At 40.6% G+C, this 23,973-nt stretch carries 21 protein-coding genes; 2 read left to right on the forward strand and 19 right to left on the reverse strand.

The window, feature by feature from the left end; genetic code table 11:
* Positions 1–96: 96 nt before the first annotated feature.
* From ACT3CD_RS05245 to nhaA, 6 genes are all read right to left on the reverse strand, one after another.
* Positions 97–1,068 (reverse strand): DUF4340 domain-containing protein, encoded by a 972-nt coding sequence (locus ACT3CD_RS05245; RefSeq protein ID WP_444643611.1) that lies wholly within the window; start codon positions 1,066–1,068, stop codon positions 97–99.
* 4 nt (positions 1,069–1,072) lie between these two features.
* Positions 1,073–2,578 carry a GldG family protein gene (locus ACT3CD_RS05250; RefSeq protein WP_444643613.1) on the reverse strand — a complete coding sequence of 502 codons (1,506 nt, stop codon included), beginning with the start codon at positions 2,576–2,578 and terminating at the stop codon, positions 1,073–1,075.
* A gap of 12 nt (positions 2,579–2,590) precedes the next feature.
* Positions 2,591–3,313, reverse strand: coding sequence for an ABC transporter permease subunit (locus tag ACT3CD_RS05255; protein WP_444643614.1), 723 nt, complete (start codon positions 3,311–3,313; stop codon positions 2,591–2,593).
* A 164-nt stretch (positions 3,314–3,477) separates the two neighbouring features.
* Complete coding sequence (locus ACT3CD_RS05260) at positions 3,478–4,413, reverse strand: ATP-binding cassette domain-containing protein (protein ID WP_444643616.1); 936 nt, start codon at positions 4,411–4,413, stop codon at positions 3,478–3,480.
* Between the two features lie 215 nt (positions 4,414–4,628).
* Positions 4,629–4,874: a hypothetical protein gene (locus ACT3CD_RS05265; RefSeq protein ID WP_444643618.1), complete on the reverse strand. Its 246-nt coding sequence runs from the start codon at positions 4,872–4,874 to the stop codon at positions 4,629–4,631.
* Between the two features lie 184 nt (positions 4,875–5,058).
* Positions 5,059–6,465, reverse strand: coding sequence for a Na+/H+ antiporter NhaA (nhaA, locus tag ACT3CD_RS05270; RefSeq protein WP_444643620.1), 1,407 nt, complete (start codon positions 6,463–6,465; stop codon positions 5,059–5,061).
* 241 nt (positions 6,466–6,706) lie between these two features.
* Between nhaA and nhaD the strand changes: the two genes are divergently transcribed.
* Complete coding sequence (nhaD, locus tag ACT3CD_RS05275; protein WP_444643622.1) at positions 6,707–8,080, forward strand: sodium:proton antiporter NhaD; 1,374 nt, start codon at positions 6,707–6,709, stop codon at positions 8,078–8,080.
* A gap of 50 nt (positions 8,081–8,130) precedes the next feature.
* On the opposite strand, the gene ACT3CD_RS05280 is transcribed toward nhaD, so the two are convergent.
* The 12 genes from ACT3CD_RS05280 to ACT3CD_RS05335 all read right to left on the reverse strand — a co-directional run bounded on the left by ACT3CD_RS05280 (position 8,131) and on the right by ACT3CD_RS05335 (position 19,994).
* Positions 8,131–8,871, reverse strand: a complete 741-nt coding sequence (locus ACT3CD_RS05280; RefSeq protein WP_444643624.1) for a sugar phosphate nucleotidyltransferase — start codon at positions 8,869–8,871, stop codon at positions 8,131–8,133.
* Between the two features lie 16 nt (positions 8,872–8,887).
* The gene (mnhG, locus tag ACT3CD_RS05285) at positions 8,888–9,244 is read right to left on the reverse strand and encodes a monovalent cation/H(+) antiporter subunit G (protein WP_444643626.1); all 357 of its coding nucleotides are present in this window, start codon (positions 9,242–9,244) and stop codon (positions 8,888–8,890) included.
* Positions 9,237–9,524 carry a monovalent cation/H+ antiporter complex subunit F gene (locus ACT3CD_RS05290; RefSeq protein ID WP_444643628.1) on the reverse strand — a complete coding sequence of 96 codons (288 nt, stop codon included), beginning with the start codon at positions 9,522–9,524 and terminating at the stop codon, positions 9,237–9,239. Before ACT3CD_RS05290 ends, mnhG begins: the two co-directional genes overlap by 8 nt.
* Positions 9,525–9,658: 134 nt before the next feature.
* Positions 9,659–10,018: a Na+/H+ antiporter subunit E gene (locus tag ACT3CD_RS05295; RefSeq protein ID WP_444643630.1), complete on the reverse strand. Its 360-nt coding sequence runs from the start codon at positions 10,016–10,018 to the stop codon at positions 9,659–9,661.
* Complete coding sequence (locus ACT3CD_RS05300) at positions 10,002–11,486, reverse strand: proton-conducting transporter transmembrane domain-containing protein (RefSeq protein WP_444643632.1); 1,485 nt, start codon at positions 11,484–11,486, stop codon at positions 10,002–10,004. Before ACT3CD_RS05300 ends, ACT3CD_RS05295 begins: the two co-directional genes overlap by 17 nt.
* On the reverse strand, positions 11,483–11,836 hold the full coding sequence (locus ACT3CD_RS05305; protein WP_444643633.1) for an NADH-quinone oxidoreductase subunit K: 354 nt from the start codon (positions 11,834–11,836) through the stop codon (positions 11,483–11,485). The genes ACT3CD_RS05300 and ACT3CD_RS05305 overlap by 4 nt, the downstream gene beginning before the upstream one ends.
* On the reverse strand, positions 11,824–12,252 hold the full coding sequence (locus ACT3CD_RS05310; RefSeq protein ID WP_444643635.1) for an MnhB domain-containing protein: 429 nt from the start codon (positions 12,250–12,252) through the stop codon (positions 11,824–11,826). Before ACT3CD_RS05310 ends, ACT3CD_RS05305 begins: the two co-directional genes overlap by 13 nt.
* Positions 12,253–12,327: 75 nt before the next feature.
* Positions 12,328–14,682: a hydrogen gas-evolving membrane-bound hydrogenase subunit E gene (gene mbhE, locus ACT3CD_RS05315; RefSeq protein ID WP_444643637.1), complete on the reverse strand. Its 2,355-nt coding sequence runs from the start codon at positions 14,680–14,682 to the stop codon at positions 12,328–12,330.
* A gap of 348 nt (positions 14,683–15,030) precedes the next feature.
* The gene (locus ACT3CD_RS05320; protein WP_444643639.1) at positions 15,031–16,452 is read right to left on the reverse strand and encodes a RapZ C-terminal domain-containing protein; all 1,422 of its coding nucleotides are present in this window, start codon (positions 16,450–16,452) and stop codon (positions 15,031–15,033) included.
* A 19-nt stretch (positions 16,453–16,471) separates the two neighbouring features.
* Positions 16,472–17,158, reverse strand: coding sequence for a DUF554 domain-containing protein (locus tag ACT3CD_RS05325; RefSeq protein WP_444643641.1), 687 nt, complete (start codon positions 17,156–17,158; stop codon positions 16,472–16,474).
* Between the two features lie 456 nt (positions 17,159–17,614).
* Positions 17,615–19,552, reverse strand: coding sequence for a tetratricopeptide repeat-containing sensor histidine kinase (locus ACT3CD_RS05330; protein WP_444643643.1), 1,938 nt, complete (start codon positions 19,550–19,552; stop codon positions 17,615–17,617).
* Between the two features lie 79 nt (positions 19,553–19,631).
* Positions 19,632–19,994 carry a hypothetical protein gene (locus ACT3CD_RS05335; protein ID WP_444643645.1) on the reverse strand — a complete coding sequence of 121 codons (363 nt, stop codon included), beginning with the start codon at positions 19,992–19,994 and terminating at the stop codon, positions 19,632–19,634.
* Between the two features lie 437 nt (positions 19,995–20,431).
* Between ACT3CD_RS05335 and ACT3CD_RS05340 the strand changes: the two genes are divergently transcribed.
* Positions 20,432–22,978, forward strand: coding sequence for an AsmA-like C-terminal region-containing protein (locus tag ACT3CD_RS05340; RefSeq protein WP_444643647.1), 2,547 nt, complete (start codon positions 20,432–20,434; stop codon positions 22,976–22,978).
* A 430-nt stretch (positions 22,979–23,408) separates the two neighbouring features.
* On the opposite strand, the gene rplS is transcribed toward ACT3CD_RS05340, so the two are convergent.
* The gene (rplS, locus tag ACT3CD_RS05345; protein WP_444643649.1) at positions 23,409–23,756 is read right to left on the reverse strand and encodes a 50S ribosomal protein L19; all 348 of its coding nucleotides are present in this window, start codon (positions 23,754–23,756) and stop codon (positions 23,409–23,411) included.
* Positions 23,757–23,973 lie beyond the last annotated feature (217 nt).

The following is a 23,973-nucleotide window of genomic DNA, read 5'->3' on the forward strand; positions in this document are numbered from 1 at the left end:
CAATACAGCCTGCTTCAATTTTATATCTGTTTTCGATTTATAGCTGAATCAGCTTATCTTACCTTTAAGAAAACTGTTAGCTAAATTCTTTAATATCTAATTTTTTAAAAACTTATTTTTTGATACAAATAGTTTGTCAAACAGATAATGTGATTTATCAAGCGCCATGTTTTCCGGGTATTGACTGGAGCTGATTACGGTTGAGTCATCAGTTAATTCAGCCTCAATGGTTGCAATGGTTCCTTTTTGCCCTTTTATGATTAGTTTATGAGAGATGGACTGCGGTTTTACATTGGCAAAATTACTAACTCTTAAGTTTCGAATCCCTCTAAGATAAGTGACTACCGATGCCGAGTCGGCCACCAGATCCCCAATTTTCCATTTTTCATTGGTTTTTTTGAGGACAAATGAGCTGTCGCCCGGAAAAGAGAAAGCCAGTTCCACCGGCTGAATAATACCTTTATCCATTGAAAAGAATGATTTATCTCTAAACCGATCGGGTTCTGTTCCCACCTGCGAAGACAGAAATCCTTCCACGGCGTATACTTCCGAATCGCTTGTGTTTCGGACATAGGTGCTCATGGTACCCGGGTTTTGTCGCATATACGGATTGCGTTGAGCCATTTGTGCGGCCATGGGCGACTGGGTATAGGTGAAACGACCAATGAATAGATTTGCCAGCACATCATCATCTTTAAACATCGATATTTCAATGCCGGTGGAGTCGGTTACATTAAATTCTTTCCACCGATCTTTGTTTTGTGTTGCCAGACGTATGGGGGCTAAGCTGCTCATGGTCTTTAATACACCATTTACGACGCTCGAATCTGCGGCAAACTGCTGTCCATTACTGTCAGAAACAGTCCAGCTGTTATTGCCTCGTTTCTGAAGTATGATATCTGGCTTATCATTTTCTTTGGGAGAAATCACAATTCGGTTACAATCATCAGGTTTAAATGACGTGATGTATGTCGGCATATTCCCGGTTCCTTTGGGGGCCATAATTAATTGTATGGCGTAGATAACGGCCAGTGTGATGAAAACAATGGCCAAAGTTTTAATATTCATCTTTCTAAGCATAGTTTTCCTCCCTTCTTTTATTTCTGAGATTAATGCTTTGCTGATATCTGACAATTCCTATAATAATGATTAAAAGCAATGGTAAACCGAAATTCAGGGCTTTCAGCCAGGTTTGTTTGCTTTCTTCTATTTGATCTAACGGGCGGTGTTTCACTGTTTTTGTTCTTAACTGCATTAAACCGGTATCGTCGCTTAAGAAATCGACAGAATTGACAAACAGCGAAATATTATCGGGTTGCAATTGTCTGGCCTCCTGTCCGGTTCCGTTAACTACAAAGTCACCATCCGAAAAGACAATAAAATCACCATTTGATTCATCGTCACGTTTTGTGATCAGCGCAGCCACCGGAATATTGGACCGGCTAAAATCGGCTTCGTTCCATTGTTTTTGGAAGTTAAAGTAGGTGGGTGCCGGCTGTACATCCGATTGTTTACTTGAAAAAGCCAAAGGAACAAAATTGACCGTGGTATCGGCAGGTTCAAGAGAACTGGCGAATTGTAACATCACCCCACTTAAACCTTTGCTTACCGGATGATCGGCAAATTGAGAAATGACCGGCAGATATGGGAAAGATACCGGCGTGTTAATAACAAAAGGACCTTGTTGCTGTCTGACGGTGACACTTCCGCAAGTGGCATCGATTAGAAAATCGGAGTTTATTTTAACGCCATGTTTTTTGAGCCAATCGCCAATGCCGGTATATAAATTTTGTCCCATGCTGCTTGAAAAGTTTGCGTCAACCTTGTTAATTGCCATAACTATGTGCCCGCCATTTTTGATATATGAATCAAGTTTGTCGAGATGCGACTGGGGAATGGTATCGGTTGGCCGAACCCAAATCAGTGTTTTATAGCGGTCTAGGTTCACCGAATCATCAAGAGAGGTTGATTCAGGAGCATACAGCACTTGTAACTGTGCGGTAACTTCATTCATTTCATCCATTGACGGTTCGCCATGACCTTCAATAATTCCGATGGGTTGTTTTTCGGGAACGGTCATTTTTTTTATGGCCATGGTCAGCGCATACTCCATTTGTGCGCCGGGTTCCAAAAAAGGAATTACTTCGGTGGCTTCACCATAGTTGATGATGGCGCCGATGTAAGCTCTTTTTTGCACCGATTGGTTTTTTTCGCGAGAGGAGATGAGCAGAGGTTGAATCCCTTTTTGTTGGGCTTCATTTTCCAATTCATCACTTTCGTTGGGGTTGATAAAAGTGTAAACTATTTTGCTGCCCGAGCGGGTGGCATACTCTTCCAACAGATTTTTAAAATCCTGACGCATACGGTCGAACTGTGGTTGCAAATCTTCAGAGAAATATGCTGTTACCGTCACCGGATCCTGCAAGTCGTTGATTAGATCAAGTGTGCTTTGACTTAATGTGTAGCGCTGGTCTTCGGTGAAATCTAAACGTACAAAATGATCACTCCCGATCAGGTTGATCAGAACCAGAATGCCTGTCAATAGCAATAAAATATTTTTAAGTTTTGTTTTTGTCATTGCTTCAATTCTTTAATTAAGGTTCCTTTTAAGTAATGATGCTTCGGCGCCAAAAAGCGAAATAGAAATTACGGAAAGGAAATAGATAATATCGCGGCTGTCAACAATTCCCCGAGTCACATTATTATAGTGACCGCGGAGGTCAAGATATTCGAATATGTTTCCCAGTGTTCCGTCAAACACAGAGGCCAGCATGTCAAATATTATCTGAAAAAATATGCAACTCACCAGCGCCAGCAAAAAGGCTACAATTTGGTTTTGTGTTAAGCTGCTGGTAAAAATACCAATGCTGATGTATGCGCCACTCATGAGCAGAAGCCCCAGATAACCTGTAATCACATTGCCGTGATCAATTGGCCCCAGATTGGCAATGGTGATATACCAGGGCAATGTGAGGGCCAGACTAACAGCTATGAGAAGCCATGTTGCCAGAAATTTTCCGGCAATGACTTGCCAGTAAGTGATAGGTTTTGTTAACAGTAGTTCAATGGTTCCTGTTTTTAGCTCCTCAGCGACATGTTTCATTGTCAGGGCCGGAATAAACAGAAAGAGTGTCCAGTATGCTGTTTGAAAAAAGGGACTCATACTGGCTGTGCTGGTATAAAAAACATCAGTGCCGTAGAGCCAGGTGAAAAATCCTGTTAGCCCTAAAAACATGAACAGCATGATGTATGCCATAAGAGAATCAAAATAGCTTTTGAACTCTTTTTTTGTTATAATCAATGTTTTACTCATTCGTACAAAGTTTATTTAAGTCATTGTTTATAGAATGTCTGCATCAATGTATGTCTTCATTCTTCACGAATCTGTTGGTATCAGCAGAACCGAAACATTTGTTTGCCATTTGCACAGAGGGTGCTTTTGAGGACAAACATGTTTGGTTCATGTATCCTGTACTTTTAATTCTCGCGGGTTACTTCGCGGAAAATATCTTCCAGGTTTTTCTCGAAGGGAGTAAGTTCTGTCAGATACCAACCATTTTTAACACACAAATCGAAAATACTTTTAGTTGAGCTTTCTCCGGTTTTGCTCTGAATTTCAAATCCATGTTTTTTATCATTTCGGAAATCAACGACGGCAACCTGAGGTAATTCCTGTAATGCTTTAAATACATTGTTTTGATCTTCGTTGCCGGCAATTGAAACATGTAGAATTTCGTTGCCGTGTGCTTGTTGCCGAAGTTCTTCAGGCGTACCATCGGCGACCAGTTTGCCTTTGTTAACAATGAGCACCCGGTCGCATGTGGCCTCAACTTCGGCCAGTATATGAGAGCTCAGCAGTACAGTTTTTTCTTTTCCTATTTGCTTTATGAGCTCCCTTATTTCAATGATTTGGTTGGGATCAAGTCCGGTTGTTGGTTCATCCAGAATCAGTACCTCCGGATCGTGAATCAGTGCCTGAGCCAGACCGACTCGTTGTCTGTAGCCTTTTGATAATTCGCCAATTTTTTTGTGTTTTTCGGCGTTTAAGCCACACACTTTGACCATTTCGTGTACCCGATTTTTTAGTTTATCACCTTCAAGACCCTGTAATTGTCCTGCAAATACGAGATAATCAATCACCGGCATATCGCCGTATAGCGGATTGTTTTCGGGCAAATAACCGATGGTTTGTTTGGTTGTTTCGGGATGTTTGGAAACACTGATGCCATCAATCATGACATCGCCGTCCGAAGGCGTTAAATACCCGGTTATGGCCTTCATGGTGGTGGTTTTACCGGCGCCATTGGGGCCCAAAAATCCCATAATTTCGCCTGTCTTTACTTTAAATGAAAGGCGATCAAGGGCTTTTTGAGGGCCATAATAATGGCTTAGCTCATTTACATTAATTTCCATATCACTTATTTTGTTTGGTTATATGCACGTAATAATTGTTTGATTATGCTATGCCAAAAGCCATACGGCTAATGTCGCAGAATAGCATGGGAGAGGAGCTGACACTCCAACACCCGGATATTGCTTTAATGCTGGATATTGTTTTTTCGCCTGCCGTTGGCCAACCTTTGTTTTGAAATTGGTGTGATTGCAGATGAAAAAAGAAAACAGCAGTTTTAAGCAACAAAAGGCATGGCTGACCCTACTAGGGTTGCTCTTACCTTTAACAGGTTTTGTGATTGTTGAAACGTGAGATTATTGGGAGGATCTGATGCGATTGCGGCCACTCTTGCAGAAGGATTGCGTTTAGCACAAGTTGTGAATTCAGCCGTATTGGTATCAGCCTTGAATTGTTGGGTTCGTTGAGAAGGAGTCTTTGTGACTCGTGTGAAAATTAAAGTTGTAATGAATAGTCGTTTCATCATACGTATGATTTTTTTTGGGACGTATGGAATTTACGATGAATTTTAATGGTGCCGATTGAAAATCGGGCCATTCAAAATTCATGATCGTTTCATTTTAAGTTAATTTTATATGGGCTTGAGTAATCAATTATTGTTCCAAAGTATTGTTGTTTTATTGAAAATTTTGTTGCTTTTCCACTTTTTATTCAATCGTTTTATTTCGTTTAAGTCGTCTGAAAAATAGTATTTGGCCGTTTTTTTTATGTTTTTTATTTGGCGAAAGTGCTCGTTTTAGCAAAAGATAGCCGGCCAGTCCGGAAATAAATGAGCCGATGAAAATGCCAATTTTGGCCTGATCCTGTAATTCGGGTGCTTCAAAGGCCAGATTGGCTATAAATAATGACATGGTAAAGCCGATTCCGCCTATCAGCCCTAATCCGACAAACGCCATCCAGGGAATGTTTCTGGGTTTGACCGCTAGTTTGAGTTTTACGGCCAACCATGAGAATAAGGATATGCCGATGGATTTACCAAAAATAAGGCTGATGGCTATAATCAGAGACAATGGTGTTAGTGCATCGACAACTGACGACAGAGGGGCTGCGGTTGCCAGAATGGTAACCCCGGCATTGGATAGAGCAAATAACGGGAGTATCAGATAATTGACCATACCGCTTAGCCGGTGTTCCATCTTTTGTAATGGACTTTGCACACGTTCAACGATGTTTTCGAGGTCATCGATCGCATGGAGTTGTTCGGTGGTTAAAATACAGCTGTGAGCATTGCCAGGCAGTCTGGAGAATTTTTTGAGGCGCCATTTTATTTTTGGTGAGAAGTATTTTATATTAACCCGGTTGCGGGCAGGAATTGTTAAAGCCACTAAAACACCTGCAATGGTGGGGTGGATGCCCGACTGTAGAAATAGAAACCAAATAATGATACCCAAACCAATGTATAGCGATATAATCTGAATGTCATAATAGTTTGCGACTGCCAGAATAGACAGCAGTATGAATGCAATGAACAGATAATGCCAGTATATGTGAGTACTATAGAATAACGCAATGACCAGGATGGCTCCCAGGTCATCAACAATGGCCAGTGCGGTTAGAAATACTTTTAGGCTGAGAGGTACTCTTGGACCCATCATGCTTAGTATGGCAAGCGAAAAAGCGATGTCGGTTGCCATGGGGATACCCCATCCCCGGTTGGCATCCCCGGTTAGCCCGAACGAAAAGAAGAAAAGGATGGGTATTACCATTCCTCCAATGGCCGCAAAAACCGGAAAGACAGCCTGACGAAAAGAACTGAGCTCGCCGGCCAGAAATTCCCTTTTGATTTCCAGTCCTACGACAAAGAAAAATAAAACCATCAGACCGTCGTTAATCCAATGCAACAGCGAGAGGCTTAGCTGATAGGGCTCCAGACTAAATGACAGGTGATGATGCCATACAAAATGATAATAGTCTTTAATGGGCGAATTGGCCCAAATTAATGCCACCAGAGTAACAAGCATCAAGAGCATTCCGCCACTCGATAGTCGTTTGAAAAACTTGTCGAACGGACTTGAAATAAGGTGCACGATAATTCTTCTTTTTCTTAGATTCATAGTGTATCCTATTTTGTTAAATCAATTAAGTCAAGTGCAAAAGTTTAACAATTTGATAAATATACAAACATTTTTTGTGGCTTAATTTTCTTTTTGCACAGCCTTTGGGTCAGCTGTTTACTTAACATTTGGTTCCAGTCAGTTAAACATTATTAAAAAAGAACCCATGTTGGTGACAATCCCCCGAAATGATTCTTAAATTCGCCGCTTCAAAATTTAGTCATTTTAATATTATTCGTTTATGTTTCTATTCTATGCAATGGTCGTGGTCTTTATAATAGGCTATGGGTTTATCGTTTTTGAACATGTCAACAAAATAGACAAAGCCGGGAGTGCTTTGTTTGTGGGTGCTTTGTTGTGGATGATGCTTGTTATTGATGGACCTAATTTAATGTCCTTAAACCTAAATGGCAACTGGATTAAGTTTGCTGCTTCACATGAAAATGCTTCAGCAATGGAGTTTATAACACAGCATTCTGTTATTGAACATTTGGGGGATGTGGCGTCTATTATATTCTTTTTGTTGGGCGCAATGACCATTGTTGAAGTGATTGACCGTTATCAGGGGTTTCGGATTATTACCGACCGTATTCATACCACCAATCCTATTAAATTGCTGTGGATTGTTGGGATTCTTACATTCTTCATTTCAGCTGTCCTTGACAACCTTACAACAACAATTGTAATGATTGCCTTGCTCCAAAAGATACTGACCAAACAGGACAATCGCTGGTTGTTTACCGGGATGGTGGTGATAGCTGCTAATGCTGGTGGTGCATGGTCACCGATGGGTGATGTGACCACAATAATGTTATGGATTAACGGCAATATAACAGCTGCCGGTATTGTCAAATCGTTATTGTTACCCAGTTTGGTTTCAATGGTGCTTCCCTTACTTATTTTAAGTCGCATGATGAAAGGTGTAACGCACCGTCCGGCAGAAATACCAGAAGAATCGGGCGAGTTTGTACCGTTTAAAGACCGTTTAATTATTCTTATTTTGGGTATTGTTGCGTTGGTAGCCGTGCCGGTTATTAAAGGCCTGACACATTTGCCTCCATTTTTGGGAATGTTGCTGGGTTTAGGTGCATTGTGGATTTATACCGATCGTCGTTTGAAACGTAAATCATCGCTCGATAAACGTAAGTTAAGTATCGTTAAAGTGTTAGAGAAAGTTGATACTTCTACCATCCTTTTCTTTTTAGGTATTTTGCTGGCTGTTGCTGCGCTACAAACAGCCGGTCACCTAAGTCTGATGGCCCAATGGCTGGATGCAAATGTTGGAAACATATATGGTATCAATTTAATAATTGGTTTTCTGTCGTCGGTGGTTGATAACGTGCCGTTGGTGGCTGCTTCGATGGGGATGTACGACCTGGTTCCGACAACCGCAGGGGTCGTTTCTGATTTTGCTATAAATGGCCATTTTTGGTCTTTCCTGGCCTATTGTTCAGGTACGGGTGGTAGTATATTGATTATTGGATCGGCTGCAGGTGTGGCTGCAATGAGCATGGAAGGAATTCCTTTTTTCTGGTATCTGAAACGTATTAGTTTGTTGGCTTTGGTTGGTTATCTGGGCGGGGCCGGAACATATATTTTAATGGCTATGTTGTAAAAAAAACGCTTGAGGCAGAAAACCTCAAGCGTTTTTTTTGTCGGCTGTAATTATAAAAATTCAGATTGTTCTGAGGAGGGGCAACCGGTTATAAAATCGGTTGCCTTTTTTAATTTTTCAGGAGTTCCGGTATCAAACCATCGACTGTCATCAGATCTCCATCCAGATATTTTATATTTTTCAGCCAGATTCAGATATTCGGGAATGATAGGAAATGCCCCTTTGTGGGGGAGTCGTGATAACAAACGATACTGGATTACCTGAATTCCATTAAATCCCAGTTGAGAGGCGGCGACCGGCTCTTTTACCCATAATTCATCACCCGTTTTGGTATTGCGCCATCCACAAAGTTGGTTGTCGTCAGTAAATAGTAAAAAACGAGATGTGGTGCGTGGTTGCACCCATAAAGTGGCTAAGTTTTGCTGCTTTTGATGCGTGGTTATCAGTTCTTCAAGTGGCGCATTGGTAACCACATCAACGTTGTAAATTAAGATGTCGGCCTGCGGGTCGAAGAGTGGAGCTGCTTTTTGAACGGCACCTCCGGTGTCAAGCAATCGGTCACTTTCATCGGATATTAATATTTCCATATTGCCGGCATCATAGTCCTGAATGAATGAGGTTACCTGTTCGGCAAAATGATGCACATTAACAACCACTTTTTTAATGCCCAAACGTTTTATTTTTTGAAGTGCAATATGTAGCAGAGGCAGATTGATGACTGTTGCCAGCGCTTTGGGATGATGGCTGGTAAATGGTTTGAGGCGCGTACCTAAACCTGCGGCTAATATCATGGCATTAATCACGGTCTTATTTTATGTTATCGTTGTCTTTGGTCGAAGACGACATTGGTTTTTCTATATCATTAAATGACTTATCCTCTATTTTATTTGTTTCGAGCCAGGCCGATACTTTGGCAATAACGTGTGCCGAAATGGGGGATAAAAATATCAGAACATGAAATATTACAATCGACTCAATGAGCACCCAAAGCTGGCTAAATAGCAGGTTAACGGCTATAAGCATTGTCAGCAATCCAAAAGAAGTAACTTTTGTGACAACGTGCATGCGGGCATAGAGATTGTTAAACCGGACAATACCGATTGAGGCAATTAAAACAATCAAAGCACTTATCAGGACTAATACGCCTATTATTATTTCAATCATGGTTATTTCTTTGTTTGTATAGATAGCGGGCTATAATCATGGATCCCATAGCCATCAGAAATGAAACTACCAGCACAACATCCAACAGAAGGCGGTTGCCGGTGTAAATCAGGTCGGCCAGTATTAATCCGGCTACTATTGCCGTAATCTGGTCGAGCGCAACAATCCGGTCGGGCAATGAAGGGCCTCTAAACACGCGGTACATAGGGAAAAACAGGCTGAGTGTCATCACCCACATGGCTATTAGGGCCGCATTTTGCATAAATATAGTTGGTTCCATGTTTTATTTTTTTTGTGCGATGAATCAGTTTTAAGATAATAGATCTGCTATTTCATTTATATTAGTTGGCAATTCAGGTTTTCGGGTTACAATGTGCTTTGTTATTATATTTTGATGTATTAATTCTACCATAACTATATTGCTTTCATTAGCAATGCTTCAATTTTAGAGGTTACGTTGTAAAATTGTTCTTTCTCCGCCATATTTAAAAGATGAACTTTTATGATTTGATTTTTTTCGTCAATATCTGTCGACAGTGAGCCGGGCGTCATACTTAGCATGTTGAAAAGCAGAATCATTTGCCATGGTTTATTTACCCTCGTATGGTAGTCAATCAGTCCGCCTTCGTCTCCTTTTGATCCTTTTAAGACCTGCAGGGCCACTGCCCATCCGGATGCCATCACATTCAGGATGAAATACAGCATCAGGTAGGCAAGGTACCAAAGCTTTATAATGTAGCTTATGATATGGTTTTGTTTATAGTCCCAGGACATGATAAATATATTTTGAAGGGTTTAATAAATCAGCGGCAGCCAGTTCACAATAGTCTACAATTGGTTTGGCCCAGATACCCATGCCAATAATTGCAATGGCCAGCATGACGGACGATACCACCATCCATTTGTCTTTTTGTTTCATCGGTGGAAGCGGCATCATGGTGTCAGAGGGAGTTGGTTTCCAGAATACTTCCATCCATATCTTTACCATTGAGAACAGGGTAAACAAGCCAACGAATAAAGCAACGAGACTAATGCCAATGTGGTGTGCTTCAATACCGGCTTTCAGCACAAGGTATTTTGCTGCAAAGCCACTGAGAGGAGGCAGTCCTGCCAGACTAAAGGCCGATATAAAGAACAGAAAGCCCCAAATGCGGCTTTGTCTGAATACGTCGCCCAGTGACTTCAGGTTGAGCGTGCCTCTGCTTTTATATACCCAGCCTGCTACCAAAAACGCATTGGTCTTGGCCAGCATGTTATGACCCAGAAAAAAAATGGCCGCGGTGAGCCCTGCTACAGTATTAAAAGCCAGTGATATTATCACATAGCCCATTTGGCTGATAATATGAAATGACAATATTTTACGAAAATCGTACTGCGACGATGCGGCAATTACCCCAATCACCATCGACAGCCCGCCAATCCAGAATAACAGCACGCTCCAGAAGGGTTCGTTGTGGTATAATAGCAGGGTGTATAAACGAATAATTGCGTAGATGCCGACCTTGGTAAGCAATCCCGCAAAGAGCGCTGAAACGGCTGGAGGTGGTGTATGATACGACGCCGGTAACCAGTAAAAAAAAGGAAAGAGAGCTCCTTTGATTGAAAACCCTACAAATATCAGAATAAGAGCGGGACTGATCAGAGAGAGATCATTTATCTGGCTCATTTTGTAGGACAGGTCGGCCAGATTGAGGGTGCCCAACTTACCATACAGCAGGCCAATTCCCGCTACAAAAAAGAAAGATGAAATAAGATTCAGTATCAGATATTTGATGGCCCCTTCGAGTTGAGCTCTTTCGCCGCCCAGACTAATGAGTATGAAGGATGACATGAGCATGACTTCGAACCACACATACAGATTGAAGATGTCGCCGGCCATAAAACTGCCGTTAACGCCCATCAGTATACCAAATGAAAAGAAGTAAAAACCATTTTTGCGTCGTGGTTTGTCCACGGCTTGCGTTGAATAAATGATTGTGATAAAAAAGATGACCGCTGATACCACTAACATGAAAACGGAAAACCGATCGGCAACCAGACTGATACCATAAGGAGCCGGCCATGAACCCATATTCACCACAATGATTTCTTTAAAATGGACAACCGGCACTAAAACCAGTGTTAAGAAAAAATTGAGACCGGCCATAAGGATAGCCAATCGTTTTTTTATCCCTGCCTTTTTTATCAGCAGCGACAAAATCATGAATGTTAATGGCAGTATTATCAAGCTAAATAGCATCATCGTTGGTCGGTATTTTTAAGTTGGTCGAGGTCATGGGTGCCAGTCACGTCAAAATAGCGGTATTTTAGTGCCAGTAAAAATGCTGATATCCCCAGACTTATAACGATGGCTGTAAGTATTAAGGCTTGCGGAACAGGATCGGACACTGTTGTGGGATCAACTGTTTGGGCCCCTTCGGGGATAAATGCGGCAGCACTGTTTTTAAGCCCACCGGCCAGAAATATAATGAGATTAGTCGCGTTGCTAAGCACCAGTATGCCTAGAATTACTTTTACGATACTACGTCGCAACACCAGATATACTCCGGCAGCGTATAGTAACCCTATAAATATAGCTATTACGTATTCCATTGCAATACCTCCATTATGGTTATTATTATTGAAAGGATTACCCCAACCACGGCGATAAAAATGCCGATGTCGAATAGCAGGGGTGTGCCCAGATGAAATGTTCCGATTAACGGCAGTTGCGCAGTGATCCAGAGACCTGTTAAGGGTAGTTGTCCTGCAAAGGCAGGTATCAGCGCGGCTATTACGACCAAAAGTAAGCCAATGCCCATCCAGGTACGGCTGTTGAAAATCATGACCTTGCGGATTTGGGATGTGCCAAACACCATTCCGTAAAGGATAAAGCCGGTGGCGAGGATGATGCCCCCTATAAATCCGCCACCGGGCTGATTATGCCCCCGCAGCAAAAGTGCGATGGCTGCCAGTGCCATTACTCTCAGAAATAAAGTGGCTATTTTTTCTAGTATGATGTTTCTCATAAACTTGCTATCTCAGGATAATGCAACACAGATAAAAATAATAATTTTCAGTTTGTTTATATATGTATTTGATAATTAGTGTTTTGTTAAAGATTTATTTTTTTTGTTCTTCAGGTTTTTAATCTGGAATCGGAATAAGGAGTATACACCTGCGGCTGCAAGTGTCAGTACCGTAATTTCTCCCAGAGTGTCCAAAGCTCTGAAATCAACCAGTATTACGTTGACAATATTTCGACCATGGGCTTTGGTAAGTGCATTGGCCGAAAAGAAATCAGAGACAGGTGCCTCTATATTAATAAAATTGGCTTTTAAAACAATCAGCGTGACAAAAACACCTACTACCAGCGAAATAACACCATCGCGTATGCGTGATGCCTTGCTTGATAGGATGGCAAAATCGGGCAGATAATATATGACCATTACAAACAATACCAGCAGAATAGTTTCGGCCAGGAATTGTGTTATGGCCAGATCGATAGCGCCATAGTAAAGGTAGAGTAAGCCTATGCCATAGCCAACGATTCCCATTGAGAGAATGGCTGAAATGCGAGATTTTGTAAATACGGTAAATGTTACGGCTAACGATGCAACTGTTAGCAGGAGTATGACGTGCAGACGAATGGGCGACGCCGGAAAATCGGTGTGAGTGAAATCGTTGATGTCAAATAAGTGTATAGATGCCAGTGCCACTGTGACCAGAAAAAAGGTCATGAGGTAATACCGATGATACCCATGCTGTAATCGGTCGGTGTTTTTAGAGGCTGTTTTTAAATATTTGTTGATCAGATTAGAAAACAGGCTGGGTAAATGATATATGTTGAGCCATTTGGATATTTTTGATGCCCACCTGGTAATGGGTTGGCGCAGCAGAAATACAAGTATTCCGGAAAGTATGGTGAAGATACTTAGTACCAATACGTCGTTAAAACCATGCCAAAGGCTAAGGTCAACTCTAACCATGCGGCTTTGAATATAATACAGACCGTTGGTCATAGGTATTTCCAGTATGCGGGGTGCAATTCCCAACAGCAGGCCTAACACTGCAAGCACCAAAGGACCTATAAGAAATGACCAGGGAAAATCGTGCTCCCGGTAATTGATGGCAGGAGTTGATGCGCGGCGGCGCTTTATAAACAATTCAAAAAATACAATGATGGAAATGCCTACCATAAATATGTTGGCACCGACGCCTAATGGAATTAGAATCCAGTTGAGGCCCTGCAGCTGTAATTTGGCTTCGTAGATAAGTTCTTTACCTATAAAACCAATCATTGGAGGCAGTCCGGCCATTGATATAACGGCCAGAAAGGTTGCGATGGCAGTAAGTGGCAGTGGCTTGAACAGACCGCCTAAATTGTATATGTCGCGTGAACCGGTACTTTTTTCAATAATACCGGCAATCATGAATAAACCGCCTTTATATAAACCATGAATGATGAAAAAAAGCAATGCCGCTTTGAGCGATTGTGATGTGTCAATGCCAATGAGCAGTGTCATGGTGCCCAGTGCACTGATGGTGGTGAACGCCAGTATGCGTTTTAAGTCACGTTCGCCGAGGGCCAGAAAGGCGCCAATAAACATGGTGATGCCGCCCAATAGTATTAGTACGTAACGCCATATAAAAGTGCCTCCCATAATGGGGTGCAGACGCAGTAATAAAAAAATGCCGGCATTTACCATGGTTGCACTGTGCAGATAGGCACTGACAGGCGTGGGGGCATTCATGGCTCCCGGCAGCCAAAAGTGGAAAGGAAATTGTGCCGATTTGGTGATAGCAGCTACCAAAACCAATGCCAGCATCAGATAGTAATGGGGATGGTTGCCCAGATGAATGCTTGAGTCGAGCAACTCACTAATGCGATAAGTGCCGGTAATTTGACCAATCAGAATGGTGGCAAAAAGCAAACACAAGCCACCAAATCCGGTGATAAGTAATGCCTGCAGGGCCGACTGACGTGGCTTCTCCAGGTGATGGTCGAATCCGATGAGAAAGAATGATGCAACACTGGTGAGTTCCCAGAACATGAACAGGACCATCAGGTTATCGGTTAAAACCATGCCCAGCATGGCGCCCATAAAAACCATCAGATAGGTGAAAAAATGACCTTTACGTTGGTATTTTTTCATGTAAAAAGAAGCGTACAACAAAATTAGCGTTCCAATGCCGCTAATCATCAATCCAAAAATAAGACTGAGCCCATCAATGCGAAAGGTGAATTCCATGCCGTTCATAAACCCCCAACCTGATTCAAGTAATGCCAGTTCACGTGGCCCCAGATTAAGAAGTTCATGCAGCAGCAATGCGAAAACAATGAGTGGGAGTATTGCCAATAGTTTGCCGGGATTTTTCAGCCCATACGTTTTGGTCACAGGGATTGCCACTCCGGAAAAAAGAATCAATATGATGAATAACGGTAGCAAACTAATCATAAAGGTCTGGCGGTTTTGTTAATGTTAAAAAGTACAATGATTTTAAATGCGACAAATTGAATTCGTAATATTTTTTTGCATTACTATTTTATCTATTGAAGTACAGCCTTTTTTTAAGTGGCAGTCATTCCTATTTGCAATGCGTTTGTAACTGTTTATTTATTTTCGCAAACAGTGATGCTATGTGTCAATTTTAACAGGCTTGCAGAGTTTGTCTTTTTTTTTGGCTGAACGACCACATTTTTTACATAGAAATTGATGCGATGGTTTCAACTCTTTAGCCTGACCTGTTTTACATTTTGTTTTGCTCATATTGCCTTTTGTTTTGCTGGCGCAGGAAACCGCTTTTTACTGTCGCATTTCCTGTTCCACATGTTTAATGATTACTTTTACGCCATTTGTCGACGACAAGTGTTTTGCCAGCTGCTCGGCACAATATACCGACCGATGCTGTCCTCCAGTACAACCGAAATTCACCATTAAATGTTTAAAGTTTCGACTCAGATATTTGTTGATTGAAGCGTTAACCATTCGGTATACGTTTTCAAGAAATTCATGCATTTCAGGTTCTTTGGCAAAAAAGGCAATCACTTCGGCGTCTTTGCCGGTTTTATTTTTGTAGGCTTCGTAACGTCCCGGATTGTGGATGGCGCGGCAGTCGAATACGAAGCCGCCGCCGTTACCTGAATAATCAATGGGGATACCCCGTTTATACGAAAAGCTGGTGATGGTGACTGTTAACTGCGTTTTGCCGGCTATTTCCAGTAATCTTTGTGACGATGCAATGTCACAAAGAGCCTTATACAGCATGGGGTAGTCATTGTTAAGCGGCAATTTTTGCATCACGTACTTCAGGTTGCTGATGGCGAATGGTATGCTTTTCAAAAAATGAAGTTTTTTTTCATAGAAGCCACGGAAGCCATAAGCACCCATTGCTTGCATAATTCGAATGAGTGCAAAACCGTGATAATATTTTCTGAAAGCAGCTTCATTAACTTTGGTTTCCTGTGAAAGTTGATAAATGTAATAACTTAACATCTCTTCGCGGAAGGCAGCCGGCAAATCGGCTTTGCCATCGTATAGCAGCGAGGCCAAATCGTATTGCAAGGCACCTTTACGACCGCCCTGGTAGTCGATAAATGCGGGTATTTCATTTACCACCATGATATTGCGACTCTGAAAATCGCGATACATAAAATAATTGCTGTCGGCCTGTAACAAATCATCGGAGAAACGGTTGAAATCGTCTTCAAGTAACTGTTCGTCAAATTCAATCCTGGCTAACTTCAGAAAGTAATATTTGAAATAGTGCAAATCCCACATCATCGATTGCTTATCGAAGGTGGCACGTGGATAACATAGTGAAAAATCCAGATCGCGACCGGTCATCTGAAATTTTATCAGCTGCTGAATTGTTGTTTTGTAGAAATTGGTGATTGCACCCGGTATCTCCTGACTGGTGCGGGTTGTCGTTAGCCAGTCGAAGAGAGTTTGATTACCAAAGTCTTCCAATAGGTAGCCGGTTGTATTATCATCTACCGCTAAAACGGTCGGAACCTTTAGTCCCTGTTGTTTAAAAAAGCGACTGAATTCTATAAAGGCTCTGTTTTCTTTAATATCATTGTTCACAACCCCCATGGCACCTGCCGTTTTCCCGTTCATTCGAAAATAAGATCTGTACGATCCGGAAGGGGGTAGGGCAATTATGGATACGACGGGTTCGTCGGCCCATTTCTCAAATAATGTTATCAGGCTATCTGGTGCAGTCACAGTGTTATGTTTTTGATATTCATATAAAGAGGGTATAGAGATAGGTAAACAGGACTACATAGACCAGCGAGGGTAATAAGTCCATAATTTTAATTTTGATGATACCCATTAAGTTGAATCCCAGTCCCATTAATAGGATGCCACCTGTTGCCGACAACTCGTTAACAATAGCCGGGTCGAAAAAATGGCCGAGATAATGGGCCATCAATGTTATACTACCCTGATAAAGAAGGAGTGGTATGGCTGAAAACAAGACCCCAATACCCAGGGCGGCAGCCAGTGCTATAGCGCCAAATCCATCCATAATGGCTTTGGTAATCAGCAGCTCAGAACCATTGCCCATCCCTTCATCAATGGCACCGACAATCGTCATGGCTCCAATGCAAAACAACAAAAATGCAGTCAGTAGTCCTTCCGTGAAGTTTTCCCCGGTATTTTTAAATCTTTTTTTGATACTATTCAGGGCGTGATTGGTTCTATCTTCCAGTTGAAGCATGCCGCCTGTAATTCCCCCCGCCAATATTGCTAAAACAACCACAATAAGCGCCTCACTCTTAAGCCACATGGAAATACCCAGTCCGAGTGTAATAAGTCCGATTCCCTGGAAAACAATACCCATTGCCTTTTGCGGGATTTTTTTTTTGAAGAGTATGCCAATGGCTCCTCCGATTATTACGGTTGCGACATTGACTAAGGTGCCGATCATTTTTGTCCTTTTAATGGTGTTGATACAAAAATACATATTTTTTGAATCCTATTTGTGATGCAAGGCCACGAATGTGTTATATAGTCTTTGCAGGGAAAGGCCAATTTTAGTGTTACGCTTGTCGTCAATGAGGTCATTTACATCGGTAAACAGATCTTTTTCAAGCTTCCGAAAGTCCGATGTTTAAAATTTAGTACTAAAATGCCTGTCTATACGGACAGGCACTACCTAAATAGTGTTTGTCTATAAAGACAACTACTTTGTTACGCTTGTCATAAAAACAGTCATTTACAAAAAGTAAACTCCTTGATTTTTATGACTTCGCAAGCCTCGTATTTGAACTTTATATTTCAAACACGTAGTTTATGGACAGACTCTAAATCTTATTTGTCGTTAATCTCCAAGAATTGTTGTGATGCGTCCATTGTTTTTTTGAGCGCAGATGGTATAAAGCGTTTATTTTGGTATTTTGGGTAACGTAAATATTATATTGGTTCCAACACCCTGTTGTGATAAGGCTTTTATGGTTCCGCCATGGCGTTCTACAAAATCTTTGCATAAAATGAGTCCAAGTCCTGATCCGCTGACATTGTTTTTGCCTTCGAGAAAAAAGGTTTCTTTTTTATCGAAAAGATTAATTAACTGTTCCTGGCTCATACCACAGCCCTGGTCTTCAACTGAAATTTCTATAAAATTATTTTTTTCAGCTGCTGAAATATTAATGGTGGTATTTTCAGGCGAGAATTTGATGGCATTTGAGAGCAGGTTTCGAAGAATTGTTTTCAGCATTTGCGGATCGGCGGTCAATACAAGTTTATCTGCTACATTAAGTGAAAATATAATGTTTTTGCGGTTCATTGTTTTGTCCATCATCATTACAATTTGATTCAGAAGAGGTTTTATCTGAATTTCTACAGGCGTGAAGGCAATTGCCCCTTTTTGCGAATTGGCCCATGTCAAAAGGTTTTCAAGTAGCAACGATACGGCACAGGTTGATTCGTAGGTCAGCCCTATAAATTCTTTTATTTCGTTTGTTGATGGCTCTTCCATCGTCTGATATAGTTCAGATATGTCGCGAATGGCATGTATTGGGCCGCGTAAATCATGTCCTACAATTGAGAGTAATCGGTTTTTAGCGGCTATACTTTGGTTCAGTTCTCCATTGATGCGCACAATTTCTTTTTGTCCTTTTTCAAGTAGTTGGTAGCCTTTTTTGAGTTTTATTCGCTGTTTGTTGATGATGTAACCAAAAAACATCAGTAAAATGGATATGGCGCTAATGCCCATTATGGTAACACGTTGAGTACGGATTTGTGCTTTACTCAGTTGTTCTTCCTTTTGCAGAATGGCTATTTGTTGCTGCTGTTCTTCAGCCTGATATTTTTGCTCCAGTTCTAAAATGGTTTGAGTGGTGGTTTCATTCCATATTGAATCGCGGGCAGAGCTATATAAATCAAGGTATCGTAAAACCGAATCCGGTTTTTGTAGCCGGCCATACAGGTTGGTCAGGTTGTAATATACGGCCACCAGAGTTTGATAATTATTTGTTGCTTTTCCGTATAGAAGGACTTCTTTAAATATTTTTTCGGCCGCGGTCCATTTGCCGGTATTTAAGTAAATATGAGCCAGATTGTTTTTGGTGTTAATAATTCGAGTTGTGTCTTCCAGCTCGAGTAATAGAGCCAGACTTTTGTTGTAATTTTCCTGAGCTTGTTCGTATGCTTGAGTCGACAGGTAACTTGAACCTAAGTTGAATAACACGGTGGCTCTCTGAGAATCCGATATTTGTTCGAATTTTAATATTTGAGTATTGATTTTTATGGATTCCTGAAAATTTCCTGTGAGCAGGTAGGTTGTAGCCATTGTAGCTAAGCAATCAACAATTAAATCTGGGCTACCTGTGGCTTTTGCATAGTCAAGAGAAGTGGTTAGTGCGTCTATTCCTTTGTTGAAGTTTTTTGTGTAGTTGTGAATTAAGCCAATTCGTTTATAAATTCTGCTAAGTCCTTCTGTGTTGTGTACTTTTTCGTAGCCGGCAATCGCTTTATGCGAGTAATTAAGCGCTCTGGAATATTCTTTTAACGAACAAAAAATATGCGCTTTTTGCTCGTATATGAAGTAAGTAATTTCTTGTTTTTCTTTGTGCTGGACTTCTATTTCTTCGAATAGCGTGAGTGCTTCTTTATATTCTTTCCTTTTTTGAAATGCTATTGCTTTGGTTAAAGCTGCCGAAAGGGGAGATGTCTTTTCAACTGATTGGCTGTCCTGAATTTTCAGTAAACTGTCAATAAATGCGGGAAATTCTGAATCTTCTTTTATTGCTGCGATGTTTTCACTGCTAAAGTAAAAGACAATAACACATTGAAGAATACCAATTAAAAACCGTTTTTTCATAGAGTTTTTTTATCGAAAACAATTGAAACGGCGGATTGGTTGCCTAATGCCGTTTCAATTGTTTAAAGAACCAGACGGTTTAATCGTCACCGTAATCAACGATTATTCCTTTGCTTTCAGGGTTTCCCGCTTTGCTTTCTGCGATATTTAATGTGATATCTGATGACTTAACCTGAATTTCAACGCCTCTTTCCAATAGTCCAATTTCAGCTCTTTTAATGACCAGTTCGAATTCAGCCACTTCGAAGTCTTTGGTTAATAGTGGCGTATATTCAATGACGACCGGGCGGGCCGTCACATTGTCTGCCACATCGCCACCGCCTGTGATTTGTGATTTGCTTCCTTTGGGGAGCAATGCCACTGCTTTAATAATGAAGGCTTCAATGTTGCCTTTACTGTCTTTTTGAGAAGACAGATTCACGTAAGGTTGTAGTTTGTCCATAGTGATTTGTTGAAATTAAGATTATAAGGAAATTTAATATCAGACGAAAGTTATTGATTTTCTATAACATAGTCATAATAATGATTGTTTTTTTTGTTTGCTAAGAGGAAGGTATTCTGATAAGAATCGTGGGTTTTATTTTATATCAACTGAAATTAATCGAGTTGTGTGTTTGTAATGTATTGTATTTCAGCTGCAAATGTTATAATTTGTTGTGTCAGCAATAAAACTAGTACTTGCTAATAAATGTTCAATTTTAAGGCTTTTGAACTCTTAAAATTTTAAGTTTACTATGACAATAGACTATTTTTAGGATATGTAAAACGCCGAAATTGCTTTTTTGCAAGCATTTTGTTTTTTTAAGGACTGCTAACAGGTAAATCACATCATTTTATTAAATTTGATGATTATTGTAAAGCCCATAAAACTCATTAATTATGACACGTTTCCTAAAAATCTTTTTTGGCACACTTGCCGTTATCTTTTTGTTATTGTTGGTGCTTCCCATCATTTTTAAGGGGCCCATCGAGAAAAAAGTTAAAGATGTAATTAACGATCAGGTCAATGCCGTTGTGACCTGGGATGATTTTTCCATCTCTTTTATTCGTCATTTTCCTAATTTGGAAATCGGTTTGGATGGTTTATCTGTTATTAATAAGGCGCCTTTTGAGGGAGATACTTTGGTGTCTGTGGGACGGTTTTCGTTGGCTGTGGATGTGATGAGCGCGATAACAGGTGATGCCATTGATGTTAAATCGGTATTGATTGATCAACCGTTTATTAATTTAATGGTTAATGCCGACTCGCTTGCCAACTGGGATATTGTTCCAACAACGGATGAAATGGTTGAGGAAGATACCATCTCCGCAGGCTCTACTTCCTTTAAAGTTTTACTTCAGTCATTTGAAATACGAGAGGCTCGTCTGGCTTATGCTGATTCTACAATGAATTTTTCATCCACTATTGATGGTTTTAATCTGGCCATGCAGGGCGATTTGTCAGCGGCTTATACTACCATTCATATTCAAAGTACCATTGATGCCTTAAATGTAAATATGGATGGCATTAAGTATTTGTCAAACAGTACGGTGGATTTACGTGCCAATGTGGGAGCTGATCTTGAGACTATGAAGTTTGTTTTTGAGGATAATGAGTTCGTGTTTAATCAACTGCCGCTGTTTTTTGACGGTTCATTTGCATTGTTGGACGAGGGGTATGATATGGATGTTAAGTTGGCTTCAAAAGCAACCGAGTTCAGTACTTTATTGGCGATGGTTCCTGATGTTTTTATGACCGATTTAGAAGGACTTAAAACAAAAGGGACGCTGGCTTTTGAAGCAGCAGCCAAAGGGGTGTTTATCGATGCCGATCATTTGCCGGCTTTTAATATGATATTTGAAGTTGCCGGTGGCTATATTCAGTATCCCGATTTACCCAAAAGTATTGATAATATTGGCATAGATATGGTTGTGTCCAACCCTGGTGGTTCTCCCGATAATACGATTTCCGAAATTAAAAAATTTCATTTTGAACTTGATAATTCGCCTTTTGATGCCAATTTGAAAGTGATAACGCCTGTTTCCAATGCTACATTTAAAGGGGGAATGAAAGGACGTATTGATTTGGGGGCTTTGATGGATGCTGTTATGTTGGACAGCATTGAGCTGAAGGGTTTGGTCGCAGCCGACCTGACCATTGATGGTGATTATAAAACCATAGAGGAAGAAAAATATGAAGATATTAAGGCCAATGGTTTTATTAAGCTCGATGGTTTTGAGTTTAGGAGTCCCGATTTACCAATGGGTGTTCAGATTCCTAAAGCTGATATGCAATTCACGCCTCGTATGGTAGAACTTAGTAATATGTCGGTTCTATTAGGCGAAAGTGATTTTACCTTAAATGGAAAACTTGAAAATTATTTGGGCTATGCCCTCGGCAATGATATTTTGAAGGGGTCGCTATCGCACAGTTCAAAATTTATTAATAGTAATGAGCTCATGGCTTTATCGGGCGAAGAAGAGGTGGTAGATACCACGCAGGTCAGTGAACCTCTTGAAACGATTTTGGTTCCTAAAAATCTGGATTTTGTGGTAACCACAAATATTGTCCGTTTGTTGTATGATAAACTTGAGATGAACAATACGCAGGGCCGGTTAATAGTAAAAGATGGCCGGGTTCGTTTGGAAAATCTTAACAGTCAAATGCTAGAAGGTTCGGTGGTTATGAACGGTCAGTATAATACACAGGATACTTTGAAGCCTTTTGCAGATTTTGACCTGCAAGTGAAATCTATAGATATTAACAGGGCAGCCAATTCGTTTAGCATGGTCGATTCATTATTGCCGGTGGCAAAAATGGCCAAGGGCAACGTGTCTACTAATCTGAAATTTGAGACGTTAATTGGCGAAGGCTTTTCACCTATACTGAAGTCTATGAATGGAAGCGGAATGCTCTCTTCCAGGAGTGTTAAGGTGGAAGGAACAAAAGTGCAATCGGCCATGGTGTCGTTGCTTAAGAATGACAAATACAGCGTGGCCGATGTTAAAGACTTGCTGGTTAATTTTACCATCGAAAATGGTGATGTTAAAGTGAAGCCTTTTGATGTTAACGTTTTTGGAAAAAAGGTTAACATTGAAGGAACGCAACGACTTGACCAAACCATGGATTATAATATGAAGATGCCAGTGAGCCGGGCTGAACTTAATAGTGTGGCTTCTTTGTTGGGTGGGGCCTTACCTGCATCGACAGGTGACATTATGGTAGGACTGAAGATTACCGGTAAGGTCAGCGATCCTAAGGTGAAATTGAATATGGACGACACCGGCTCAAGTGTTAAATCGGCTCTTAAGGAGGCTGTTGGTGAAAAGGTAGAACAGCAGGCTGAGGAATTGCTCGAAAAGGCTGCCGAAGAGATAAAAAATAATCCAGAATTACAGGAAAAGGCAAAAGAAATAGGTGACAAATTGAAAGGCCTTTTCGATTAACGAAAAGCTGATTATTAGTACTTGCCCGAAATTTTGAGTGCTAGAAATACATACGAAGTCTGAGAAATGTGAGTTTACTATGGTAAATGACCATTTTAAGAACAAGCGTAACGCAGAAGTTGACTTTATAGACAATCACTGGATAATGCCTGTCCATAAAGTCGGGAGTTTGAGCTAGCAAGTTCAAATTCAAGGCTTGCGCAGCTCGAAAAATGTGAGTTTACTCCTGTAAATGACCATTTTGAGAGCAAGTGTAACGCAGAAGTTAGACTTTATAGACAGACTCTATTTAATAAAACAGAAGCTTTTGTTGTGGTTTTATTATTACATTTCATCGTTAGCCGTTATAATAATAAATGTGTTGCTTAAACATAAAAAACCGCGAACAAAAAATGCCCGCGGTTTTTTATGTTTAAATTGAAAAGGAGTCTTAAACTCTTTTTTCTTTGATACGTGCCTTCTTACCGGTAAGATCACGGTAGTAATAGATTCTTGAACGACGAACTTTACCAATTTTATTCACTTCTATTTTGTCAATAAAAGGTGAATTCATTGGGAAAATACGCTCAACGCCTATGTTACCCGACATTTTGCGAACGGTAAAACGTTTACCTTCGCCACAGCCTTTAATCTGAATAACAACACCGCGGAAAATCTGAACACGTTCTTTGTTTCCTTCAACAATTTTGTAGTGAACTGAAATAGTATCACCCGACTTAAATGCAGGTATTTCAATACCTGTTTTCATTGCTTCTTGAGCAACTTTAATCAAGTCCATTTTTTTAGTTTTTGAGGATTAAACTTTATTCGTGCAATATTGTCTGACCCCTACGTTCATCAAGAGATTACACGAAACGGCCACAAAAGTACTGTTTTAGTTTGAATTATAGAAGTATTTGTCTTTTTAGTTTGTGTTTTTTTTGTTTCATACAGTTTTGTTAAATATATCAAAAATAATTAGAATCTGAACGGCTTAATCAATCTCTGAATTTTTG

It is taken from the genome of Geofilum sp. OHC36d9, from assembly GCF_052400685.1.
In the GTDB taxonomy this organism is placed as follows: domain Bacteria; phylum Bacteroidota; class Bacteroidia; order Bacteroidales; family Marinilabiliaceae; genus CAZHHH01.